Raw genomic sequence first — 23,210 nt, 5'->3', positions numbered from 1 at the left:
TCTGGCAGGCGGTCGCACAATCAACAAGAAGAACAGGGTGGCAATGCGCCTGGCATCGCCGCCCTGTTTTCGTTTCTGAACAGGCTTTCTTCGCATGTCTTCGGTCTCCACTTCCGGCGTCCAGATCCGCTCCCGCCGCCGTGCACTGCGCGAGACGGTCGAGCTGCTGTCGTCGATGCGCTTTGCGATCAGCCTGCTGACGGTCATCGCCATCGCCAGCGTGATCGGCACGGTGCTCAAGCAGAACGAGCCGTACCCGAACTACGTCAACCAGTTCGGGCCGTTCTGGGCGGAGGTGTTCCGCTCGCTGACGCTGCCCACGGTGTACAGCGCGTGGTGGTTCCTGCTGATCCTGGCGTTTCTGGTGGTGTCGACCTCGCTGTGCATCGTGCGCAATGCGCCCAAGATGCTGGCCGACATGCGTACTTGGCGCGAGAACGTGCGCGAGGGCAGTTTGCGCGCGTTCCATCACAAGGACGAATTCGACACGCCGGCCGATACGGCCACCGTTACAGCGCGCCTGGCGGCACTGGCGCAGAACCGGGGCTTTCGCATCAAGGCATTCTCGCGCGACGGCGGGGCCACGCTCATCACGGCCAAGGCCGGCGCGGGTAACAAGATCGGCTACATCCTGGCGCATTCGGCCATCGTCATCATCTGCATTGGCGGGCTGCTCGACGGCGACATGATGATCCGCGCGCAGATGTGGTTTGGCGGCAAGTCGCCCATCAAGGGCAACGCGGTCATCAGCGAGATCGGGCCGGAGCACCGGCTCTCGGTGTCCAACCCGGGCTTCCGGGGCAATGCGTTTGTGCCGGAGGGCTCGACCGTTAGCACGGCGATCCTGAACATCGCCGATGGCGCGTTGATCCAGGACCTGCCGTTCATGATCACGCTCAAGAAGTTCACCGTTGAGCATTATTCGACCGGCATGCCCAAGCTGTTTGCCAGCGATATCGTCGTGACTGACCGCCGCACCGGCAAGCAGGTCGATGCGCGTGTCGAGGTGAACAAGCCGTTCGTGTATGACGGCGTGGCGATCTACCAGTCGAGCTTTGAAGACGGCGGCTCCAAGCTCAAGCTGACCGGCTTCCCGATGGCGGGGGGCGACGCCAAGACGTTCACGCTGTCCGGCGTGGTTGGTCAAGACACCAAGCTGACCGGCCACGGTGCTGACTACACAGTCGAGTTCACCGATTTCCGCCTGATGAACATCGAGACGGTGACGGACGCCTCCGGCAAGCCCGACGCACGGGGCGTGGGCAAGAAGGGCGGCAGTAAGGGGGACGATGCGAGCGGCCTGCGCGCCGAGCTGGGCAACGTCACCAAGATGACGCACGACCGTGACCTGCGCAACGTCGGCCCCTCGGTGCAGTACAAGCTGCGCGATGCAAACGGCCAGGCGCGCGAGTTCAGCAACTACATGCTGCCGGTCACGCTGGACGGGCAATCGGTGTTCCTGGCCGGCATGCGCACGCAGCCGGACGAGCCGTTCCGCTATCTGCGCATTCCGGCGGATGCGCAAGGCACGGTGAACGACTGGATGCGCCTGCGCGCCGCGCTGCAAAACCCGACGATGCGTGCAGAGGCGGCGCGTCGCTTTGCGCTGCTCTCCATGCCCGGCGAGGATCGCGCCGCACTGCGCAGCCAGTTGACCGACAGCGCCCGTCGCGCGCTCGACCTGTTTGCCGGTGCCGCTGCTGACCTGAAAGATGCCCCTGCCGAAGCGCAAGGTGGTTTTACAGCGATCGCCACCTTCCTGCAAAAGTCAGTGCCCGAAGGCGAGCGCGAGAAGGCGGCCGACGTGCTGATGAAGATCATCAACAGCGCGATGTGGGAGCTGTGGCAACTGGCCCGTGCGCAGGATGGCCTGCCCGCGCCTACTGTCGATGCGACGAGCAGCCAGTGGCTGCAGACCGCCATCAACTCGCTGTCTGATCGTGTTTTCTATGGTGCACCCGTGTATCTGCAGCTTGCCGACTTCCAGCAGGTGCAGGCCAGCGTGTTCCAGCTCACGCGTGCGCCGGGTAAGAACATCGTGTATCTTGGGGCGTTGCTGCTGGTGCTGGGCGTGTTCTCGATGTTCTACGTAAGGGAGCGCCGCTGGTGGCTGTGGGTCAAGCCGCAATCCGGCCAGACCAACGAACGCACCTCCGGCGCACATGTGCTGACCGCCATGTCGACCATGCGCCGCACGCTCGACTTCGACCGCGAGTTCGAGCGCCTCAAGCAAGATGTCCGCGCCGTGACGGGCGCCCCCGCTATCCCCGGTTCTGCCAGTGCAGCGGACACCGACCCCAAACCAAAGAAGTGAGCAGGTGATGGAAGCGACCAATCCTCCCCAAACGTCTGCGGCGTCCACTGCGTCCGTCATGAGCGCTGATCTGGGTGCGCTCCAGCGCCCGTCGTATTTCCGCCGGCTGGGCTGGTTCGACTGGCTGTTTGCCGCGGTACTGGCTGCCGGCGCTGGTTATGCGTTCTCGCGCTACGGCGCCTACATGGATGGCTACGAGCGCGGCATTCTCGTCGCGGCTGTCCCCGCCTTCGCATGGCTGGGCTGGACGTGGAAGCCGGTGCGCGTGCTGATGATCGGCATTGCCGTGCTGTCGCTGTTCGGTATCTCGCAGTACAGCGGTGCGAACGGCCCCGAGCTCGCCCGCGCCGAGCACGCCTTCTTCCTGAAGTACTTCCTCGCCAGCCAGTCGGCCATCCTGTGGATGAGCGCGCTGATCTTCCTGTCTACGCTTTTCTTCTGGGCGGGCCTGGCGCTGCGCTGGGAAGCGGGCAGCTCGATCGGCAGCAAGCTGTGCTGGGCCGCTGTGGTGTTGGGGCTGACCGGCATGCTGGTGCGCTGGTACGAGTCCTACCTGGTGGGGGCGGATATTGGCCACATCCCCATCTCGAACCTCTACGAAGTCTTCATCCTCTTCACGCTGATCACGTCGCTGTTCTATCTGTACTACGAGCAGCGCTACAAGACGCGCGCGCTGGGTCCTTTCGTGATGCTGGTGGTGTCGGCGGCGGTGGGCTTCCTGCTGTGGTACACGGTGTCGCGCGGCGCGCAGGAGATCCAGCCGCTGGTACCGGCTCTGCAAAGCTGGTGGATGAAGATTCACGTGCCGGCCAACTTCATTGGCTACGGCACGTTTGCGTTGGCTGCCATGGTGGGCGCGGCCTACCTGCTCAAGGAGCACGGCGTTCTGGCGGATCGCCTGCCGTCACTCGAGGTGTTGGATGACGTGATGTACAAGGCCATCACCGTCGGCTTTGCGTTCTTCACCATCGCCACGATTCTGGGCGCGCTGTGGGCGGCGGACGCCTGGGGCGGCTACTGGAGCTGGGACCCGAAGGAGACCTGGGCGCTGATCGTCTGGCTGAACTACGCCGCCTGGCTGCATATGCGCCTGATGAAGGGCCTGCGCGGGCGCATGGCGGCGTGGTGGGCGCTGATTGGCCTGCTGGTGACGACCTTCGCCTTCCTCGGCGTGAACATGTTCCTGTCGGGCTTGCACAGCTACGGCGAACTCTAAGTCACAAAAAATCCTCAGCGGACTGGAATAAAGACGCGCCTAGCGTGTTTACTGCTCTGTGAGGGCGCCTCATTTTTCCCCTTCCGGCGCCCCTCCCACCCAAGGAGAACAAGATGAGCCAGTCCGCAGCTTCCCCCCTGTTGTTTAACGCACGCCTGGCATTTGCCGGGGCCGTGGCGCTTGCCGCGTTCGGCTTGGCCGGTTGCAGCAGCATGGGCATGGGGATGTCCACGCCGATGGCCGTGAAGGTGACCAACGGCACGCTCACCGACGCACACGGCATGACGCTGTACACGTTCGATCGTGATGCCGCGGCCGGCAAGAGCGCCTGCAATGGCAAGTGCGCCGACAACTGGCCGGCGCTGGCCGCCAATGATGCCGATCAACCCTCCGGCGACTACACCATCATCACCCGCGACGACGGCAAGAAGCAGTGGGCCTACCACGGCAAGCCGCTGTACCTCTGGAGCAAGGACAAGATGCCTGGCGACCAGACTGGCGACGGCTTCATGAACGTCTGGCACGTGGCCAAGCCGTAAGCACCGCCGCCCGACTGCCCGCGCTTCATGACCGACCTTGCCGGCCGCCTGATCGCGCTGACGCCGCGCTTGCGCCGTCACGCCCGCGGCCTGGTGGGTGATGCCACCCGCGCCGACGATCTCGTGCAGGACACGCTGGAACGCGCCTGGCGCTACCGCTGGCGTTTCCAGTTGCGCCCGAGGTTCGGTGCCGCGAGCGGCGAGAGCGACGGGCTGTTCGCGTGGCTGCTGACCATCATGCACCGCCTGCACCTAAACGCCGTGCGCCGGCCGGATCGGATTGAGTTGACCGACACGCTGCCCGACATCCCTGTCGACCAAGACCCCGGTCTGCGCCGTGATCTGCTGCGCGCGCTGGCCTCGCTGCCGGAAGACCAACGCGCCGTGCTGCTACTCGTTGGGCTGGAGCAACTCGCCTACAAGGAGGCCGCCGACGTGCTCGGCGTGCCGCTGGGCACGGTGATGTCGCGCCTGTCGCGGGCGCGCGAGCGGATGCGTGTGGCGCTGGAAGGGACGTCCACCGCGCCGGGCGCTTCCGGTGATGGCAGCACTGCGCTGCACCGAGTGAAGTGAGGCCGACCATGTCTGCCGATGTTTCCCACACCGCCATCCACATCGACGAGCTCCACGCTTACGCCGACGGCCGCCTGGCTGCTGCGCACCGTGCCGCCGTGGAGGCGTACCTTGCCGCGCACCCCGGTGCCGCCGCCGAGGTGGCCGGTTGGCGCAAGACCGATGCGCAGCTCCATCGCGCGCTTGATCCGCTACTCAACGAAACGGTGCCGCCGCGGCGCATTCCGGCCGCCATTCTGGCCGCTGCGCAGCAACCACCGCGCGCGCGCGGCTTCGGCACGATGCGCGGCTGGAGTGTGCTGGCGCTGGGCGTGGCGTGTCTGGCGATTGGTACCGGCGCGGGCTGGCTAGGCCGAGGTGCGTTTGAGCCGGCCGTGCCGATGCAACGCTTTGCCAACGATGCACTCGTATCGCACGTCGTCTTTGCGCCTGAGTCGAAGCATATGGTGGAGGTGCCGGCCAACGAAGAGGCTCATCTCGTCACATGGCTGTCGCGGCGGCTGGATGCGCAACTGCGCATCCCTGACCTGACGCCGCTCGGCTACCGGCTCATCGGCGGGCGCCAGACCGTATCGGCGGATATGCCCACGGCCATGCTGATGTACGAAGGGCCGGACGGCACGCGCATCTCCGTGCAGTTGCGGCGCATGCCGAACAACCGCGATACCGGCTTCCGCCTGGAAACACTGACGCCAGGCAACCGCGTACTGCAGGCGATTCACCCGGCGGTGGATCACCCGCAGCCGATGGCGTTCTACTGGGCGGATCACGGGCTGGGGTTTGCGGTGTCTGGGCCGCTGGCGCGGGCGCAGTTGCTGGAAGTGGCGCAGGCGGTCTTTCGTCAGTACAGCGAGTTCACCGGGGCGCCGCAGGGAAAGGAATAGCGCCACAGAAATTTTTCGCCTTGCGCTGTCAGGTCGGCGGCGCTGGCACGACCAAGGACCATGGGAGCCAGACTCCCGCACAACGAGGACCACTGATCATGCTGATCAAGACCGACCGCTGGCTGCACGGTGAAGACATCCCCGCCAGCGAGATCACCCCGCAGCACATCTTCGAGCAGCGCCGCCGCTTCCTGGCCGCGGCCGCCATGGGCGCGGCCGGCGCGACGCTGGCGCCGTGGGCATCGCGCGAGGCCCTGGCGGCCAATAGCGCCAACCCTCCGCTGGCCAAGCTGGCCGCCAAGTCCAACCCTGCGTACACGACCGTCGAGAAAGCCACGCCGTACGATCAGGTCACGACGTACAACAACTTCTACGAGTTCGGCACCGACAAGTCCGACCCGGCGCGTTATGCCGGCACGCTGCGCCCGCACCCCTGGCAGGTCAGCGTGGAAGGGCTGGTGAAGACGCCCAAGACCTATGACCTGGACGACCTGATGAAGCTCGCCCCGATGGAAGAGCGCGTCTACCGCCTGCGCTGCGTCGAGGGCTGGTCGATGGTGATTCCGTGGGTGGGTTTTCCGCTGGCCGAACTGATCAAGCGCGTGGAGCCGCAGGGTAGCGCCAAGTACATCCAGTTCATCTCGCTGGCCGACAAGCGCCAGATGCCCGGCGTCAGCAGCCCGGTGCTGGAGTGGCCGTACAGCGAGGGCCTGCGCCTGGACGAGGCGATGCACCCGCTGGCGCTGCTGACCTTTGGCCTCTACGGTCAGGTGCTGCCGAACCAGAACGGCGCGCCGGTGCGCGTGGTGGTGCCGTGGAAGTACGGCTTCAAGAGCGCCAAGTCGATCGTCAAGATCCGCTTTGTCGACAAGCAGCCGCCGACCAGCTGGAACATCGCCGCATCCAACGAATACGGCTTCTACTCCAACGTGAACCCGACCGTGGATCACCCGCGCTGGAGCCAGGCCACCGAGCGCCGCATCGGCGAGGACAAGGGCGGCTTCGGCGGCCTGTTCGCACCCAAGCGCAAGACGCTGATGTTCAACGGCTACGACCAAGTCGCCCCGCTCTACGCGGGCATGGACCTGCGCAAGAACTTCTGAGGACGACATGAAACTGCTGCCGCCCATGCTCTCGCCCAAGCAACTGCGTGTGATGAAGATCGCCGTGTGGCTGGCGGCGCTCGTGCCGTTCCTGCGCATCGTCTTCCTGGGTGCGACTGATCAGTTCGGGGCGAACCCGCTGGAGTTCGTCACGCGCTCGACCGGTACGTGGACGCTGGTGCTGCTGTGCTGCACGCTCGCTATCACGCCGCTGCGTCGGATCACCGGCATGAACTGGCTGATCCGCATCCGCCGCATGCTGGGCCTGTACACGTTCTTTTACGGCACCATCCACTTCCTGATCTGGCTGCTGGTGGATCGCGGGCTCGATCCAGCGTCGATGTTGAAGGACATCGTCAAGCGTCCGTTCATCACGGTGGGTTTTGCGGCCTTTGTGCTGATGATTCCGTTGGCGGCGACGTCCACCAACGCGATGGTCAAGCGTCTGGGCGGCAAGCGCTGGCAGTGGCTGCATCGATTGGTGTACGTGACAGGCGTGCTGGGCATCCTGCACTACTGGTGGCACAAGTCCGGCAAGCACGACTTTGCGGAGGTGTCGATCTACGCAGCGGTGATGGCGGTGCTGCTGGGATTGCGTGTGTGGTGGGCATGGCGTGGCGCGCGGCAAGGTGCGATGGCGGCCGGTGCAATGCCGGTGCGTGATTGACCGGCGCGGATCGCCAAAGAAAAAGCCTCGCAACTGCGAGGCTTTTTCTTTGCGGTGATGCCGCCTTATGCCGGGAACAGATGCTCGCCGCGGATCTGGTCTTCAAAGCGCTCGCGCTCGCGCGCCAAGTGCACCTTGTCGCCATCCACGATGACTTCCGCCGCACGATTGCGCGTGTTGTAGTTCGAGCTCATCGTGAAGCCATACGCGCCGGCCGACAGGATTGCCAGCAAGTCGCCTGCCTGCACCGCCAGCGAACGATCGCGGCCGAGCCAGTCGCCCGATTCGCACACCGGGCCGACCACGTCGTAGACGACCGGTGCGCTTTCGCCTTCGCGCACCGCAACGATGTGGTGATACGCCTCGTACATGGCCGGGCGGGCTAGGTCATTCATGGCCGCATCGACGATGCAGAAGTTCTTGCTGGCCCCCGGCTTGAGGTATTCGACGCGCGTGAGTAGCAGGCCAGCGTTGCCCACCAGCGAGCGGCCCGGCTCGAACAGCACGGTGCGATCGCCAAAGCCGCGTTGCTCCACACGGTCCAGCAGCGTGCGTGCGAAGGCGGTGATGTCCGGCGGCGTCTCGTCGGTGTAGGTGATGCCCAGGCCGCCGCCCACGTCGATGTGCGACAGGCGGATGCCTTCGGCATCGAGCTTGCTCACCACGTCGAGCACCTTGTCCAGCGCATCCAGGTACGGCGACACCTCGGTGATCTGCGAGCCGATATGGCAATCGATGCCGACCACATGCAGGTTGGGCATGGCGGCAGCGGCGCGGTAAGTCGGCAGCACTTCGTCAAAGGCCACGCCGAACTTGTTGCCCTTCAGGCCGGTCGAGATGTACGGGTGCGTCTTGGCATCCACGTCCGGGTTGATGCGCAGCGACACAGGCGCAGTCTTGCCCATCGATGCAGCCACATCATTCAGGCGATGCAGCTCCGGGATCGACTCCACGTTGAAGCACGCCACGCCGACTTCCAGCGCGAAGCGCATATCATCCGCGTTCTTGCCCACGCCCGAGAACACCACCTTCGAGGCCGACACGCCGGTGGCGAGTACGCGCTTGAGTTCGCCGGCCGAGACGATGTCAAAACCGGCGCCCAACTGCGCGAAGATTTGCAGGAGCGCAAGGTTCGAATTGGCCTTGACGGCGTAGTGCACATGCGCGTTGCGACCCTCGCACGCGGCAGCGTAGGCGCGATAGTTGGCTGTGAGCGCAGCGCGCGAATACACGTAGGTGGGCGTGCCGAATTGCGCGGCAATCGCGTCGAGCGCGACACCTTCGATCATCAGGGCGCCGTCCTGGCGGATCAGGGACTCGGACATGAGTGAGGGGGCAATCAGGGCGCCGTCTTGCGTAGGGCAGGCAGCGCCGGTTGAAAAGAGAAACAGATCAGCGGTTGGCGGGCACCGCGCTGGCGGCGTCTGTCGCAGGTTTGGCGCCAGGCACCGGCGGCTGCGGCACGGCGTTCGGTCCGGCGATGCCAGGGTCGGTTGTCTGGGGTGCAGTCGGTGCCTGGGGCACCTTGGGCATGTACAGCGGCCCGCGAATCCCGCAGCCGGATAGACCTGCGGCCGTCAGGGTCAGGCCGACAGTGGCTACAATGGCGGCGATTCGTGTCATCGGATGGTGGTGCGGAAAAGAGCCCCAAGGGTGCAACCTTGCAGGCAATCAGAGTCACATGGGGCGAGGCGCCAAGCGGTCGAAAAAGGCCGCGATGCCGCGCCCGCGCAAGATTTTGGAGTGTAGCATGCCCCCCCTGACCGAATCGGAGTTCCTGGCGCTGGCCGACGCGGAGCTTTCCCGCATCGAAAGCATCGTTGAGATTGCCGCTGACGAAGCTGACGCCGACATCGAAGTCAGCCGTGTTGGCAACGTGCTGACGCTGGAATTCGACGATGGCTCCAAGATCATCATCAACAGCCAGGCGCCGATGCAGGAACTGTGGGTGGCCGCACGTGCCGGCGGATTCCACTTCCGCCACACCGACAGCCGCTGGACAGACACCCGCAGCGGCGAAGAACTGTACGTTGCCCTGTCGCGCTATGTCAGCCAGCAGTGCGAAGTGGATGTGACGCTGGCGGCCAACTGACCGCCACGCGCATCCACCGTGCAAAAGAGAAGCCGCCCCGAAGGGCGGCTTTTTCGTTGGCGATGAAGCTCAGTTACCGCGGAACATGTCGAGAATCTTCTGCTTCTCCTGTTCCGGCGTCGGCGCCAGGCTGCCGCCCGGTTGCGGCTGGTCGCCGCCTGGTGCCGAGGCAGGGCCAGCGGCGCCCGGCATTGCATCGCCCAGACCCACCGAGGCAATGCCCTGACCGTTGGCGTATTCCTCGTAGGCCCAGTCGCCGGCCATTTGCACCACACCTTCGGGCGGCTGGCGATCTGTCTCGGGCTGACCCTTGAGGGCATAGCTCATGTAGTTGATCCAGATCGGCAAGGCCAGGCCGCCGCCGGTTTCGCGGTCACCCAGGCTGCGCGGGTTGTCGTAGCCCATCCAGGCCACGCCGACCAGCTTGGGCGTATAGCCGCAGAACCACGCGTCGAACGAGTCGTTGGTGGTACCGGTCTTGCCGGCCATGTCGTTGCGGCCCAGCTTGGCCTTGGCCTGATAGCCCGTGCCGTTCGACACCACACTGCGCAGCAGCGAGTCCATGATGAAGTCGTTGCGTGGATCGATCACGCGCACGGCGTCCTTGGCGGCTGTCATCGGGTGCGTTTGCTGGATGACCGTGCCGCGTGCATCGACCACGCGATCAATGATGTACGGGTTGACGCGGTAGCCGCCGTTGGCGAACACCGAATACGCGCCGGCCATTTGCAGGATCGTCACCGAGCCCGCGCCCAGCGCCATCGGCAGGTAGGCGGGGTGCTTGTCCGCCTCGAAACCGAAGCGCGTGATGTATTGCTGCGCGTACTGCGTACCAATGGTGCGCAGGATCCGCACGGACACGAGGTTCTTCGACTTCTGCAGCGCGCGGCGCATCGTCATCGGGCCGTCGTAGCCGCCGCCGTAGTTCTTCGGCTCCCACACCTGGCCGCCGGTGTCGCCGGTCGGGATCGACAGCGGCGCATCGTTGATCACCGTGGACGGTGAGAAGCCCTTGTCCACCGCCGCCGAGTAGATGAACGGCTTGAAGCTCGAACCCGGCTGGCGCCACGCCTGCGTGACGTGGTTGAACTTGCTGCGGTTGAAGTCAAAACCGCCGACCATCGAATAGATCGCGCCCGTCTGCGGGTCCAGCGAGACAAAGCCCGAGGCCACCTCCGGCAACTGCGTGACCGACCACTTCTGCGTCTTCGTGTCTTGAGTCACGCGGATGACCGCGCCTGCACGCAGCTTGATCTTTGGCTGCGCATTGGCCGACAGCGCAGCCTGTGCGAATTTCAGGCCATCGCCCGCCAGATCGATCGTTTCGCCCGACAGCATCGTCGCGCGCACCAGCTTCGGCGCCACACTCACCACCACGGCCGATTGCAGATCGTCGCTGCTCGGGTGCTCGAGCAGGGCATCGTCGATGGCCTGTTCGCGGTCATCCGCGTCGGCCGGCAGGTCAATGAAGGCCTCGGGGCCGCGGTAGCCGTGACGGCGCTCGTAGTCGAGGACGCCGCGGCGCACCGATTGATACGCCACGTCCTGATCGCCCTTGCGCAGCGTCGTATAGACGTTCAGGCCGCGTGTGTAGGTCTCTTCGCGGTACTGCGCATACATGAGCTGGCGCACCATTTCCGCCACATACTCGGCATGCACGTCGAATTCATGACCTTCGCTGCGCACCGGCAGTTGCTCGTTGATGGCCTGGGTGTACTGCTCCGGCGTGATGTAGTGCAGGTCGCGCATGCGCTGCAGGATGTATTCCTGGCGCACCTTGGCGCGCTTCGGGTTCACCACCGGGTTGTACGCCGACGGCGCTTTGGGCAGGCCGGCCAGCATGGCGGCCTCGGCCAGGGTGATGTCCTTGATGTTCTTGCCAAAATAGATCTGCTCGGCGCTGGCAAAGCCGTACGCGCGCTGGCCGAGGTAGATCTGGTTCATATAGAGCTCGAGGATCTGGTCCTTGCTCAGGCTGGCTTCAATCTTGTACGAGAGCAGCATCTCGTAGATCTTGCGCGTGAACGTCTTCTCGCTCGAGAGGAAGAAGTTGCGCGCCACCTGCATGGTGATAGTCGACGCGCCCTGCGACAGGCCGCCGTGCAGGTTGGCCAAGCCAGCGCGCAGTACGCCAACGAAGTCCACGCCGCCGTGCTCGTAGAAGCGATCGTCCTCGATGGCGAGCACCGCGCGTTTCATCACGTCGGGGATCTGCGCGATCGGCACGAAGCTGCGGCGTTCCTCGCCGAACTCGCCGATCAGGACGTTGTCCGCGGTGTAGACGCGCAGCGGAATCTTCGGCCGGTAATCGGTGATGACGTCGAGCGACGGCAGGTTTGGCGCGGCCACCAGCAGGGCATAACCCACCAGCAGCGCCCCGACGACCCCCATGGCAACGAACAGGCCGAACATCCAGAGGAGCAGACGCGCCCACAGCGGGCGGCGGGCTTTGGGCGGCTTGGGCGAAGCTGGGGTGGTTTGGGCAGTAGCCATTACAGGTGGGCACCGGGGGTGTCAGTCAGCGTGGCGGGGATTATATCTTCGGGACCCATGGGGGCCGCCCGATGAGGGGGTAACAGCGCGTAACGGCTGTCACGACTGCAGCGTGTGCTGCACTCGGGTGGCGTATCCGGCACCGCGTGCGCGCGGATTGTGCGCCTGCGTTAGCCTGATTCAAGGCGGAGAAGAATCCGCCGTTAGAAGTAGACGAAGCGGAAAGCAAGTCAGACGAAAGGGGTATCCCTCGATCGTGGGGTTTTGACAACGCTTTACGAATCGGCACCTGCGAAATGCACTGCGGTCCGCCGGAGCGTTTGCCTGTTCTAAAGGATTTTGTGAGAATCCAGCAGCAAATCCATGCAGGCTATGGCGCACGTTGGACGTGGAGCGGGCGCCAGGGTTCAAAAATATATAAACGGTGGGGTGTCTCTGTGCGACGGGGTTTGTTGTCCGGCCTGCTGCGCCGCAATATCGTCGGGATTGATATCGGGTCTTCCAGCGTCAAAGTGGTGGAGCTATCCGCCAATGGCAAGCAGGGGGATTTCCGTCTCGAGAAATGCGCTAGCGAGCTCATTGAACGCAGTGCCGTCGCGGACGGCAATCTGGTCAATATCGACGCGGTGGGCAGCGCACTCAAGCGCGCCATCGCCAAGGCAGGCATCCGCAGCAAGGATGCGGTGCTGGCCATTCCTTCCAGCCTGACGGAATCACAAACCGTCAGCCTGCCCGACAACCTGACCGAAGACGAGCTCTTCGTGCAGGTCGAGAGCGAGGCCAACCGGCTGTTTCCGCCCTCGCAGAACGTCAATTTCGACTATGTCGTGATCGGCCCGTCCGAAACCGAGGGCGGGGTCGGTGTGCGCGTGACGGCAACGGTGTCCGAGCGTGTGACCGAGCGCGTGACCGCTGCCGAGATGGCCGGCCTCAAGCCGATCGTCATGGATGTGGAAGAAAACGCCATCCAGCGCGCCATGACCCACATGCTGGCGGTCAAGCATGACGCCACCGAAACCGAGATGCGCGACATGCCCGTGGTGGCGATGTTTCATCTGGGCGGCGCCCGCTCGCACGCACTGTTCTATCAAGGTTGGAAGGAACTGTACGAGCAACCGCTTTCTGGCTCGGGTGACCAACTCACACAGAGCATCTCGCGCTTGTTCTCGCTCGACCTGCTCAAGGCCGAGGTAAAGAAACGCAAGAACACGCTGCCCGACGAATACCGCAGCCAACTGCTCAAGCCGTCGCTGGAGACGCTGGCGATGGAAATCAGCCAGGCCATCCAGAACTTCATGTCGACCTCGAGCGTTGGCCGGGTCGATGAGATCGTGCTCTCGGGCGGCCATGCATCCCTGCTGGGCGTGCAGACCGCCATTCAGCAGCAGACGCAGATCAACACGACGCTGGCCAACCCGTTTGCCAACATGGGTGCGGCCAAGAACGTCAACGCGCGCTATCTGCAACGCGATCTGCCGGCGTACATCGTCAGCGCGGGCCTGGCCCTGCGCGGGCTGCAATAAGGAGCGGGCGATGGCCAATGAAAGCGCGAATGCCGTGAATGCGCTCCCGAGCGTCAACCTGCTGCCGTATCACGCCGAGCGGCGTGCGGACAAGCGCAAGAAAGTCTTCATGAGCCTAGGCGGCGCGGCCGTCGCGGGCGCCGTGGTGGTGTTTCTGGGCGGCATGGTGATCGATCACCAGACCGAAGAGGCGCAGCGCATCAACGATGTTCTCACGCAGAAGAACGCGGAGATGGACAAGCAGATCGTTGAGGTGAACACGCTCAAGAAAGACATTGAAGACCTGCTGCAGCGTCAGCAGGCTGTCGAGAGCCTGCAGAACGAACGCAACCGCCCGGTGCAGTTGCTCGAGGAGCTGGTGCGCCAAGTGCCGGAAGGTGTCTACCTGACCTCGCTCAAGCAGGATGGTGACAAGTTCACGATTTCCGGCGTGGCGCAGTCCAACGAACGCGTGTCGGATCTGCTGCGCAACCTGGGCGCGGTGCCCTGGCTTGACCGTGCTGAACTGGGGGAGTCCGTCGCCACCACGATGACGAACAACCTGAAGGAGCAGCGTCGTCTGTTCAATTTCACCGTCCGTTTCCAGTGGAAGGCTGAGGTGGCAACGCCCGCCAAGCCAGGAGCGGCCGGCGCAGGGGCAGGGAAATAATCATGGCGCTCTCGACCGAAATTTCGCTGGAAGACCTGGTCAGCCAGTTCCGTGGACTGAACCTGAACGAGCCTGAAACGTGGCCGATCGCGCCGCGCATCCTGTTCATGATCCTGGCCGCTGTGCTCGTGATCGTGCTGGGCTGGCAGTTCTACTGGAGTGGCAAGTTCGACGAGCGCGATGCCAAGCGCACCGAGCAAGAGCAACTGAAGTCCGCCTACCAGAGCAAGCTTGCCCAGGTGATTAACCTCGAGGCGCTGCGCAAGCAGAAGGCCGAGGTGGAGCAGCGTGTCGCCAAGCTCGAACTGCAACTGCCCAACAAGACCGAGATGGATGCGCTGCTGGCCGACGTCAACCACGCCGGTATTGCGCGTGGGCTGACGTTCGATCTGTTCCGCCCGTCCGCCGCTGTGGTTAAACCGTACTACGCCGAGATCCCCGTCGCCGTGAAGGTGAATGGCCGCTACCACGACATGGCACTGTTTGCTGCCGATGTGGCTGCACTGTCGCGGATCGTCACGCTGCAGAACGTGTCACTGACCGGCAACAAGGATGGCAGCATGGTGATGGAAGCGCGCGCAGAAGCGTATCGCGCGCTCGATCCGGACGAGCAGGCTGCTCAGCGCAAGGCCAACGCAGCCGCCAAGGGAGGCGCCAAATGATGGGCCAGACCATGAGCCGCCGCCGGATGCCGCACCTCGCGCGTATCGCCCCGCTGTGCCTGGTTGTTGTGCTGGGTGCCTGCGGCGCGAACGCCGATGACGAATTGCAGCAGTGGATGCAGCAGGCGCGCAACAACGTCAGCACCAAGCTGGCACCCCTGCCGGAACCCAAACCTTACGCGCCGCGTGAATACACGACCACCAAGCAGACTGACCCGTTCAGCGTGCAGAAGGTGGCGGAACTTTCGCGCGCGCAAAACGAATCGCCAGAACCGAATCGCCGTCGCGAGCCGCTGGAAGACTATCCGCTGGAAGCCTTCAAGCTGCTCGGGACGATGAAGCGCAATGGCGAAACGGAAGGCGTCGTGTCTGTCGGGGACAAGACGCAACACGTGCATGTGGGGCAGTACATCGGACAAAACTATGGTCGTATCGTCCGCATCGGCGATCAGGAACTCACCCTGCGTGAGCTGGTGCGCGAAGGCACGACCGAATGGAAAGAAAAAATGACTACCCTGAAAGTTCAGGAGGGCGCGCAATGACGATGCGTCTTGTGAAGGGCGGCCTGGCGCAGGCAGCTCGAGTGGCCCGGGGGGGCGCAGCTGCATGGCTTTCGCTATGCATGTTCATGGTGGCGGGGCAGGCGCTCGCGCAGCAGGCCGCCAACTCCGGCAATGTCATCGAAAAGGTGGAACAGGCCACGGCCGGTGAGTCCACCGTCGTGACGGTCACCCTGAAGGACGCACCCGCACAGAAGCCGGTGGAGTTCAGCACGCAGCAGCCTGCGCGCATCGCCATCGACTTCTTTGGCGCCGGTTTCGCCCAGGGGCGTGCCAACTATCAATATGGCGGCAAGCTGCTGCGCTCGGCCAACGTTGTGCAGATCGGCGACCGCACGCGTGTCGTGCTCGACCTGGCGCGCCAGACGCAATACAAGTCGGAAGTGCGTGGTAACCAGTACGTGCTGACGCTGGAAGCGGCGCCGGTGGCGGCTGCAGTGGCTGCGCCGACTTTCTCCGCCCCGACACCCGTAGCGGGCGCTGTGCGCCCGGCCGTGCGCAACGTTGATTTCCGTCGTGGTGAGGATCTCGCTGGCCGTGTGGTGGTGGACCTGTCGACCGCCAACTCTGCGATCAACATTGCCCAGCAAGGTCAGAACCTTGTGGTCGACTTTGTTGGCGCGACACTGCCGCAATCACTGCGTCGTCGCTATGACGTGAGCGATTTCGGTACGCCGGTGCAGGCTATGCGCGCCACCGATACCGGTACCGGTGCCCGCTTGGTGATTGAGCCGCGTGGCAACTGGCAATACAGCTCGTACCAGACCGATACGCAGTTCGTGGTGGAAGTGCGCCCGACCAAGGAAGATCCGAACAAGCTGATCTCCGGCCCCGGCTACCGCGGTGAGCGCCTGTCGCTGAACTTCCAGAACATTGACGTGCGCTCGCTGCTGCAGGTCTTTGCGGACTTCACCAACCTGAACATCGTCACCAGCGACAGCGTGACGGGCACGCTGTCCCTGCGTCTGAAAGACGTGCCGTGGGACCAGGCGCTGCAGATCGTGCTGGACTCCAAGGGCCTGGCCTCGCGTCGCAATGGCAACGTGCTGTGGGTTGCGCCGCGTGGTGAGCTGGCGACGAAGGAAAAGGCCGAGTTGGAGTCGCAGCAGCAAGTGACTGAACTGGAGCCGCTGCGCAGCCAAGTGTTCCGCCTGAACTATCAGCGTGCGGATGATGTGCGCAACATGCTGCTGGGTACGGGGGCAGGGGCTGCCGGCGGTGCGGCAGGCGGTACTGCGTCTCGGATTCTCTCCAAGCGCGGCTCGCTGACTTCGGATGCGCGCACCAACCAGCTGTTTGTGTCGGACATTCCGAGCAAGCTGGAAGAGGTCCAGGCGTTCCTGCTGAAGATCGACATCCCGGTTCGCCAGGTGATGATCGAGGCGCGCATCGTTGAGGCTGATGACACCTTCAGTCGCAACCTAGGTGCCAAGCTGGGTTTTGCTTCCAAGACCAATGGTGCAGGCTACGGCAACACCTATACCAACGTGGTGTCGCCGGTGACGCAGGGCGCCACGTGGGATAACAGCCCGGCCATCAGCTTCCCGGCCAACGGCATCAACGGCGTGAACGCTGCCAGCGTGGCAGTGAGCCTGTTCAACGCCGGCGCCGGTCGATTCCTGGCGCTGGAGCTGTCTGCGCTGGAAGCCGATGGTCGCGGCAAGATCGTTTCCAGCCCGCGCGTTGTGACTGCAGACAACATCAAGGCGCTGATCGAGCAGGGCACCGAAATCCCGTATCAGCAGGCAACGTCTTCTGGTGCAACCTCTGTTTCGTTTAAGAAGGCCAACTTGAAGTTGGAGGTGACGCCGAAGATCACGCCGGATGGCAACATCTTCTTGGACGTGGATGTGAACAAAGATAGCGTCGGCATCCAGACCACCAACGGCTTCGCCATTGACACCAAGCACGTGCAGACGCAGGTGCTGGTGGAGAACGGCGGCACGGTCGTGATCGGCGGGATCTTCACGCAGAACGAGCGGACCGATATCAACAAGGTGCCGCTGCTGGGCGACATCCCGGTGTTGGGTAACCTGTTCAAGAGCACGAGCAAGATCAACAATCGCACCGAGTTGCTGGTTTTCCTGACGCCCCGCGTGGTGACGGACCAGCTGTCGCTGAAGTAGTCAGCAGCTCGGCGTCGCGAGCCGCAAAGCCCGGCCTCCTCACGGAGCGCCGGGCTTTTTTGTGTTCTGCAACTGGGTTTGTGCTGGATGATGGGCAAATGCCACTACAATCAGGCTCAAATTCCTGATTTCACGCGATTTTGTCAGTTTCCAACGTTTTTTTCGTCGGCCTGATGGGCGCCGGTAAGACGACGGTCGGCCGTGCGGTGGCGCGCCGGCTCGATCTGCCGTTTTTCGACTCCGACCACGAGATCGAAACGCGTTGTGGCGTACGTGTTCCCATCATCTTCGAGCATGAAGGCGAGGTGGGCTTTCGTGATCGCGAGACCCATGTGATCGACGAGTTGACTGCGCGCAGCGGCGTGGTCGTCGCGACGGGCGGTGGTGCCGTGCTGCGGCCCGAGAATCGCGCCTTCCTGCGCGAGCGTGGCACCGTCATCTACCTGCGCGCCAATCCGCACGACTTGTATCTGCGCACGCGGCACGACAAGAACCGGCCGCTGCTGCAGACAGAAAACCCGCGCGCCAGGCTTGAAGAACTGCACGCGATTCGCGATCCGCTGTACCGCGAGGTGGCACACTTTGTCATCGAGACCGGCAAGCCCACCGTCGCCCAGCTTGTTAATATGGTGCTGATGCAACTTGAGGTGGCCGGCATCGTGGCGCCGCCAGCGGATTCCTCCACCTCCTCGCAAGTCTCCCCTCAGTCATGATTACCGTCGATGTCGACCTCGGCGATCGCGCCTATCCGATCCATATCGGCTCGGGGCTGATCTCCCAGGCAGCGCTGTTTGCCCCCCATATTCGCGGCACGCGTGCCGTGATCGTCACCAACGAGACCGTTGCACCGCTGTATGCCGCCAAGGTTGAAGCGGCGGTCCGCTCGCTCGGCAAGGCTGTCGATACGGTTGTGCTGCCCGATGGCGAGTCGTTCAAGAAGTGGGAGACGCTCAACCGCATTTTTGATGCGCTGCTGACGGCGGGCGCCGACCGCAAGACCACACTCATTGCCTTGGGCGGTGGCGTGATTGGTGATATGACCGGCTTTGCCGCCGCTTGCTATATGCGCGGCGTGCCGTTCATCCAGGTGCCGACGACGCTGCTGTCGCAGGTGGACTCCTCCGTGGGTGGCAAGACGGGGATCAACCACCCGCTTGGCAAGAACATGATCGGCGCATTTCACCAGCCGCAGGCGGTGCTGGCCGACATCGACACGCTGCGCACGCTGCCTGCACGTGAACTGGCCGCCGGCATGGCCGAAGTCATCAAGCACGGCGCGATTGCCGATGCCGATTACTTTGCCTGGATCGAGCAGAACATCACCGGCCTCAACAGCTGCGACACCGGCCTGATGGCCGAAGCCGTGCGCGGCTCGGTACGCATCAAGGCATCTGTGGTGGCGCAGGACGAGCGCGAAACCGGCCTGCGTGCCACGCTCAATTTCGGCCACACCTTCGGGCACGCCATCGAGGCCGGCCTGGGTTACGGCGAGTGGCTGCATGGCGAGGCCGTCGGCTGCGGCATGGTGATGGCGGCCGACCTGTCGCATCGCCTGGGCTTTATCGATATCGACACGCGCAACCGCATCACTGCGCTCACGCGGGCGGCCAACCTGCCGACCGTGGCGCCGGATCTGGGCATCGATCGTTTCATCGAGTTGATGCGCGTCGACAAGAAAGCCGAAGCCGGCGAGATCAAGTTTGTGCTGCTACGCAAGCTGGGCCAGGCGTTCGTGACCACCGTGCCCGACAGCGACTTGCGCGCTACCCTGCAGCATGCTGTGCTGCACCCACCCACCGAGGCGCCCGTCGCCTGACGCCAGAAGAGATGGCCCGATGAACGATCGACTCGATTTGCCGCCCGCGCCGTTCGATCTCGAGGGCCATCTCGCTCCCTACGCCGCGCATGCGGCGCAGACGCGCGGTCGTATCCACGTGGAGCCGCCATCCACCTCGCGCACCGAGTTCCAGCGCGACCGCGATCGCATCATCCACAGCACCGCCTTTCGCCGGCTCGAGTACAAGACGCAGGTCTTCGTGAACCACGAGGGCGACCTGTTCCGCACGCGTCTGACGCACAGCCTCGAAGTCGCGCAGATCGCCCGTTCGATTGCCCGTAGCCTGCGGTTGAACGAAGACCTGGTCGAGGCGATTTCTCTGGCGCACGACCTGGGCCACACGCCGTTTGGGCACGCGGGGCAGGATGCGCTCAACGATTGCATGAAGCCGTACGGCGGCTTCGAGCACAACCTGCAGAGCCTGTTGGTGGTAGATCGGCTGGAGGAGCGCTACGGTGGCTTTGACGGCTTGAACCTCACGTTCGAGACGCGTGAGGGCATCCTCAAACATTGCTCACGCAACAACGCCGCTACGCTGGGCGATCTGGGGCGGCGTTTTCTCGAAGGGCAGCAGCCTTCGCTGGAGGCGCAGTTGGCCAACCTCGCGGATGAGGTCGCGTACAACAACCACGATATCGATGATGGCCTGCGCTCCGGCCTGATCACTCTGGAGCAACTGGAAGACGTGCCGCTATGGGCGATCCAACGCCGCGAAGCGGAGGCGGCGTTTCCGAATGCGGGTGGCCGGCGCCTGATCAACGAGACGATTCGCCGGATCATCAATGCGCTGATCGTCGATCTGATTGCCTCGACGCGCGCGGGTATCGCCGGGGTTGCGCCGCAAAATATCGATGACGTGCGTGCGGCGCCAGCACTCGTGGCGTTCTCTGAACCGATGCGTGAAGAGGCGCGCGTGCTCAAGCGCTTCCTGTTCGACAACCTCTACCGCCACTATCTCGTGATGCGCATGGCCGCCAAGGCACGTCGCATCATCGATGACCTGTTTGGCGCGTTCCTCGATGATCCGCGTCTGCTGCCGCCGCAGTATCAGGCCAAAGCCCACCCCGAGGAGCAGCCGCGCTGGATCGCGCATTACATCGCCGGCATGACGGATCGGTATGCCATCAAAGAGCATCGACGCATCTTTGCGGTCGATGCCGCCTGAACCCGATATCGGACAATTCTGACTGACGGGGCTTTAGACGGTGCCTACGATGACAGCCAATTTGTCATCCAGCTTATCCTATGCGCCGCCTTCTTTTGCCGTTGCTGATCGCCTCGGCGTTCAACGCTCATGCCGCCAGCCCGGCGGATCATTTCGATTACCAGCACCAGGCCGAATGGCATGCGGTGCACGATGCATTTCAGTCGCCCATCGACATCCATACCGCTGATGCGGTGACCGTGGATGAAGATGAGCCCGATGCCGTGCAACCGCACTACGGTACGCTTGCCGGCATGGTTGTCGATACGGGGCACGCCCTGCAGGTGAACGTGCCCGGTGGTGATGCGAAGATTCGCGGGCGTCGCTTCATGTTGCGCCAGTTCCACTTCCACGCGCACAGCGAGCACACCATCGACGGCAAGTCGTTTCCGGCCGAGGTGCACCTCGTGCATGTGGCCAAGGATGGTCGTATGGCGGTGATCGGCGTGATGCTGGAAGAGGGCGCTGCCAACCCCGCGCTCGGCGCTGTTCTTAAGGCTGCGCGCAAGGGCGAGGCGCACGAAGTGCCTGCTGTCGCCCCGGCTGATCTGCTGCCCAAGAGCGACGCCTACTATCACTACCTCGGCTCGCTCACCACGCCGCCGCTGACCGAGAACGTCGAGTGGTATGTGCTGAAGCAACCGATTACGGCGTCGCGTGCACAGCTTGACGCGCTACGCGGCTTCTATGCCGATAACTTCCGTACGCCTCAGCCGCTTGACGGTCGCTTCGTGACGCAGTTCGATCCGGCACCGCTCAAAAAGTAATCGCCCAAAAAAAATGCCCGGCCGCCCCAACGCATGCCGGGCCGAACGCGCCAACCACCGTCGACGAGCGCCCCCGCCGTCGACGACCCCTGCGGCACGTCGGAAAAGTCGATCAGAAGAAGGTCTGTTCGCTGATCGTCTCCCTCAAAGTTAAAAGCGGTAGCCCAGGCCGATACCCAGCAGCCACGGGTCGACCTTGACCTTGCTGATGGTCTGGCCGGCCATCTTCACGTCGGCGCTGATCCAGGTCTTCTTCAGGTCCATGTTGAAGTAGATGCGATCGGTCAGGCGGTAATCGAAGCCGACCTGCAGCGCGGGACCGAAGCTGTTCTTGCTCAAGTCCAGTTGGCCGACGCCCGGCACCTGCAGGTTCACGTTCGAGATGCGTGTGTAGTTGATACCGGCGCCCACGTACGGCTTGAAACGCGATTCCGGCGTGAAGTGGTATTGCAGCGTCAGGATCGGCGGCAGGTGGCGGAAGTCGCCAATCTTGGTCGGGCCGCCCAGCGCGCTCTTCATGACCGTCACGTCCTGTTGTTGCGGATAGGTCAGGATCAGCTCGGCCGCGATATGCGGCGTAAAGAAGTACGAGACGTCCAGCTCGGGGAACGCCTTGTTGTTGATCTGGATGGCGTCGGCCGGAATGGCCAGCGCGTTCACCGGGTCGGATTTATTGGCGGCCGTCAGGTTGACGGCGCGCAGGCGCACCATCCAGTTGCCAGTGGCCGGCGGCAGGTCGGTGCTCTGCGCAAACGCGGTTGGGCTGAAGATGCCAGCAAGGGCACCGGTGATTGCCGCAGCTGTGGCGAGGCGTGCAAAAGCCATGAAACGCTCCCTCTCGATATCGTCTTGTGAATGTGACGGGAGCCAGTCTCGCGGCAATGCGGGCCGGTCGATTTGCGCGGGATCAATTCGAGGCGCGGGCCGAAGCTCTCGCGCTTCGCGGTTTGATATCGGGCAAATCCGGCCGCGAATGTGGGCGATTCTCGTTGCGCTCGGGCGACAGCCGAAACGCAACCGTTTGCCCTGTAAAAAATTGGGGACAGATTCGGCGCTATCACGCTAGGATGTGCGCTTTCTCTGCCCGCTTTTTCCGTCATGGCACGCCTGCCTCGCCTTAGCCCGATCGATGTTCCCGTGCACGTGTTGCAGCGCGGCAACAATCGCCAGGCCGTTTTTCGCACGGACGAGGACTATGCGTTCTACCTCGACACGCTGCGCATGGCTGCGCGCGAGCACGATTTCGCCATCCACGCTTTCTCACTGATGCCCAATCACGTACACCTGGTGGGCACGCCCAAGGTGGCGGATAGCCTGTCGCGCACGCTGCAAGCCGTGGGGCGACGCTATACGCGCTACTTCAATGGCGCGGCCGACCGCAGCGGCACGCTGTGGGAGGGGCGCTTCCGCTCGACCGTGCTGGACCCGGCCGAGTGGGTGCTGCCAATGCTGCTGTACGTGGAGTCCAATGCAGTACGAGGTGGTCTCGTCACCACGCCGGACGACGACCGGTGGAGCACGTATCGCCACCACGTTGGTATCCAGTCGATTCCGTGGGTGAGTGACCACTATTGCTATTGGCGTCTTGGCAACACACCTTTCGAGCGCCAGTCACGCTATCGGACGCTCTGGCACGAGGGGCTCGGCTCCGATCAACTCGCGCAGATCCGCCAGCACGTGCATAGCGGCTGGCCGCTGGGCGGCGAGGCTTTCCTGACCACCCTGGCGCGTTCAGGTGGTCGCCGTGTCGCGCCGCTGCCCAAAGGCCGTCCGCCGCGTAAAACCGCAGAGGTGGGAGCAGAGGACGCCGCCCCCGTGGAATAGCCGGGCGCCAAGGTGATCGGTGCAGGGCGCACCAATCCGCACCAAATTAATCTGTCCCCATTTATTAACCCGCACCGATGGTGTGCATTTATTAATTTACTCCGACCCCATTTAAAAACTTTTGCCTGTTACGAATCGCTCTTTTATATTCGATCCACCCCGCATTCATGGTGCGGC

At 63.6% G+C, this 23,210-nt stretch carries 22 protein-coding genes; 18 read left to right on the top strand and 4 right to left on the bottom strand.

The features are described 5' to 3' along the window. Nucleotides 1–94 precede the first annotated feature (94 nt). The 7 genes from C404_RS56680 to msrQ all read left to right on the top strand — a co-directional run bounded on the left by C404_RS56680 (nucleotide 95) and on the right by msrQ (nucleotide 7,296). Complete coding sequence (locus C404_RS56680) at nucleotides 95–2,314, top strand: cytochrome c biogenesis protein ResB (protein ID WP_021197562.1); 2,220 nt, start codon at nucleotides 95–97, stop codon at nucleotides 2,312–2,314. A gap of 7 nt (nucleotides 2,315–2,321) precedes the next feature. Further along, nucleotides 2,322–3,530 carry a c-type cytochrome biogenesis protein CcsB gene (gene ccsB, locus C404_RS56675; RefSeq protein ID WP_031330209.1) on the top strand — a complete coding sequence of 403 codons (1,209 nt, stop codon included), beginning with the start codon at nucleotides 2,322–2,324 and terminating at the stop codon, nucleotides 3,528–3,530. 113 nt (nucleotides 3,531–3,643) lie between these two features. After that, complete coding sequence (locus C404_RS56670) at nucleotides 3,644–4,069, top strand: COG4315 family predicted lipoprotein (RefSeq protein ID WP_021197560.1); 426 nt, start codon at nucleotides 3,644–3,646, stop codon at nucleotides 4,067–4,069. Between the two features lie 27 nt (nucleotides 4,070–4,096). Next, complete coding sequence (locus tag C404_RS56665; RefSeq protein ID WP_021197559.1) at nucleotides 4,097–4,642, top strand: RNA polymerase sigma factor; 546 nt, start codon at nucleotides 4,097–4,099, stop codon at nucleotides 4,640–4,642. An 8-nt stretch (nucleotides 4,643–4,650) separates the two neighbouring features. Next, on the top strand, nucleotides 4,651–5,526 hold the full coding sequence (locus C404_RS56660) for an anti-sigma factor family protein (protein WP_021197558.1): 876 nt from the start codon (nucleotides 4,651–4,653) through the stop codon (nucleotides 5,524–5,526). A 98-nt stretch (nucleotides 5,527–5,624) separates the two neighbouring features. Continuing rightward, nucleotides 5,625–6,629: a protein-methionine-sulfoxide reductase catalytic subunit MsrP gene (gene msrP / locus C404_RS56655; protein WP_021197557.1), complete on the top strand. Its 1,005-nt coding sequence runs from the start codon at nucleotides 5,625–5,627 to the stop codon at nucleotides 6,627–6,629. 7 nt (nucleotides 6,630–6,636) lie between these two features. Then, nucleotides 6,637–7,296, top strand: a complete 660-nt coding sequence (gene msrQ / locus C404_RS56650) for a protein-methionine-sulfoxide reductase heme-binding subunit MsrQ (RefSeq protein WP_021197556.1) — start codon at nucleotides 6,637–6,639, stop codon at nucleotides 7,294–7,296. Between the two features lie 65 nt (nucleotides 7,297–7,361). On the opposite strand, the gene lysA is transcribed toward msrQ, so the two are convergent. After that, complete coding sequence (gene lysA / locus C404_RS56645; RefSeq protein WP_021197555.1) at nucleotides 7,362–8,621, bottom strand: diaminopimelate decarboxylase; 1,260 nt, start codon at nucleotides 8,619–8,621, stop codon at nucleotides 7,362–7,364. 67 nt (nucleotides 8,622–8,688) lie between these two features. Next, nucleotides 8,689–8,919 (bottom strand): LPS translocon maturation chaperone LptM, encoded by a 231-nt coding sequence (gene lptM / locus C404_RS56640; RefSeq protein ID WP_021197554.1) that lies wholly within the window; start codon nucleotides 8,917–8,919, stop codon nucleotides 8,689–8,691. Between the two features lie 127 nt (nucleotides 8,920–9,046). Between lptM and cyaY the strand changes: the two genes are divergently transcribed. Beyond that, the gene (gene cyaY, locus C404_RS56635; RefSeq protein ID WP_031330207.1) at nucleotides 9,047–9,388 is read left to right on the top strand and encodes an iron donor protein CyaY; all 342 of its coding nucleotides are present in this window, start codon (nucleotides 9,047–9,049) and stop codon (nucleotides 9,386–9,388) included. Nucleotides 9,389–9,457: 69 nt separating this feature from the next. On the opposite strand, the gene C404_RS56630 is transcribed toward cyaY, so the two are convergent. Continuing rightward, a complete protein-coding gene (locus C404_RS56630) occupies nucleotides 9,458–11,881 on the bottom strand; it encodes a penicillin-binding protein 1A (protein WP_031330206.1) in 2,424 nt (807 codons plus the stop codon). Between the two features lie 452 nt (nucleotides 11,882–12,333). On the opposite strand from C404_RS56630, the gene pilM reads away from it, so the two are divergent. The 9 genes from pilM to C404_RS56585 all read left to right on the top strand — a co-directional run bounded on the left by pilM (nucleotide 12,334) and on the right by C404_RS56585 (nucleotide 21,209). Beyond that, nucleotides 12,334–13,404, top strand: coding sequence for a type IV pilus biogenesis protein PilM (pilM, locus tag C404_RS56625; RefSeq protein ID WP_031330205.1), 1,071 nt, complete (start codon nucleotides 12,334–12,336; stop codon nucleotides 13,402–13,404). A gap of 10 nt (nucleotides 13,405–13,414) precedes the next feature. Further along, complete coding sequence (locus tag C404_RS56620; RefSeq protein ID WP_021197550.1) at nucleotides 13,415–14,053, top strand: PilN domain-containing protein; 639 nt, start codon at nucleotides 13,415–13,417, stop codon at nucleotides 14,051–14,053. Between the two features lie 2 nt (nucleotides 14,054–14,055). Beyond that, the gene (locus C404_RS56615) at nucleotides 14,056–14,715 is read left to right on the top strand and encodes a type 4a pilus biogenesis protein PilO (protein WP_021197549.1); all 660 of its coding nucleotides are present in this window, start codon (nucleotides 14,056–14,058) and stop codon (nucleotides 14,713–14,715) included. Then, nucleotides 14,712–15,257 carry a pilus assembly protein PilP gene (locus tag C404_RS56610; protein WP_031330204.1) on the top strand — a complete coding sequence of 182 codons (546 nt, stop codon included), beginning with the start codon at nucleotides 14,712–14,714 and terminating at the stop codon, nucleotides 15,255–15,257. The genes C404_RS56615 and C404_RS56610 overlap by 4 nt, the downstream gene beginning before the upstream one ends. 2 nt (nucleotides 15,258–15,259) lie before the next feature. Beyond that, entirely contained in the window at nucleotides 15,260–17,401 is a 2,142-nt protein-coding gene (pilQ, locus tag C404_RS56605) for a temperature dependent type IV pilus secretin PilQ (protein ID WP_275044732.1), read from the top strand. Nucleotides 17,402–17,541: 140 nt separating this feature from the next. Further along, the gene (locus C404_RS56600) at nucleotides 17,542–18,114 is read left to right on the top strand and encodes a shikimate kinase (RefSeq protein WP_192840354.1); all 573 of its coding nucleotides are present in this window, start codon (nucleotides 17,542–17,544) and stop codon (nucleotides 18,112–18,114) included. Continuing rightward, complete coding sequence (aroB, locus tag C404_RS56595; RefSeq protein ID WP_021197545.1) at nucleotides 18,111–19,217, top strand: 3-dehydroquinate synthase; 1,107 nt, start codon at nucleotides 18,111–18,113, stop codon at nucleotides 19,215–19,217. The genes C404_RS56600 and aroB overlap by 4 nt, the downstream gene beginning before the upstream one ends. A gap of 19 nt (nucleotides 19,218–19,236) precedes the next feature. Next, nucleotides 19,237–20,403: a deoxyguanosinetriphosphate triphosphohydrolase gene (locus tag C404_RS56590; RefSeq protein ID WP_021197544.1), complete on the top strand. Its 1,167-nt coding sequence runs from the start codon at nucleotides 19,237–19,239 to the stop codon at nucleotides 20,401–20,403. 80 nt (nucleotides 20,404–20,483) lie between these two features. Beyond that, nucleotides 20,484–21,209 carry a carbonic anhydrase gene (locus tag C404_RS56585; protein ID WP_052027488.1) on the top strand — a complete coding sequence of 242 codons (726 nt, stop codon included), beginning with the start codon at nucleotides 20,484–20,486 and terminating at the stop codon, nucleotides 21,207–21,209. A gap of 150 nt (nucleotides 21,210–21,359) precedes the next feature. Here C404_RS56585 and C404_RS56580 read toward each other — a convergent pair whose 3' ends face one another. Next, entirely contained in the window at nucleotides 21,360–22,034 is a 675-nt protein-coding gene (locus C404_RS56580) for an OmpW/AlkL family protein (RefSeq protein ID WP_021197542.1), read from the bottom strand. Between the two features lie 273 nt (nucleotides 22,035–22,307). Here C404_RS56580 and C404_RS56575 point away from each other — a divergent pair, with 273 nt between their 5' ends. Beyond that, nucleotides 22,308–23,033, top strand: coding sequence for a transposase (locus C404_RS56575; protein WP_021197541.1), 726 nt, complete (start codon nucleotides 22,308–22,310; stop codon nucleotides 23,031–23,033). Nucleotides 23,034–23,210: the final 177 nt, after the last annotated feature.

The sequence above is a fragment of the Ralstonia sp. AU12-08 genome (assembly GCF_000442475.1).
In the GTDB taxonomy this organism is placed as follows: domain Bacteria; phylum Pseudomonadota; class Gammaproteobacteria; order Burkholderiales; family Burkholderiaceae; genus Ralstonia; species Ralstonia insidiosa.
The sequence above is the reverse complement of the archived record's forward strand: the minus strand, read 5'-3'. Positions and strand labels throughout refer to the sequence as shown.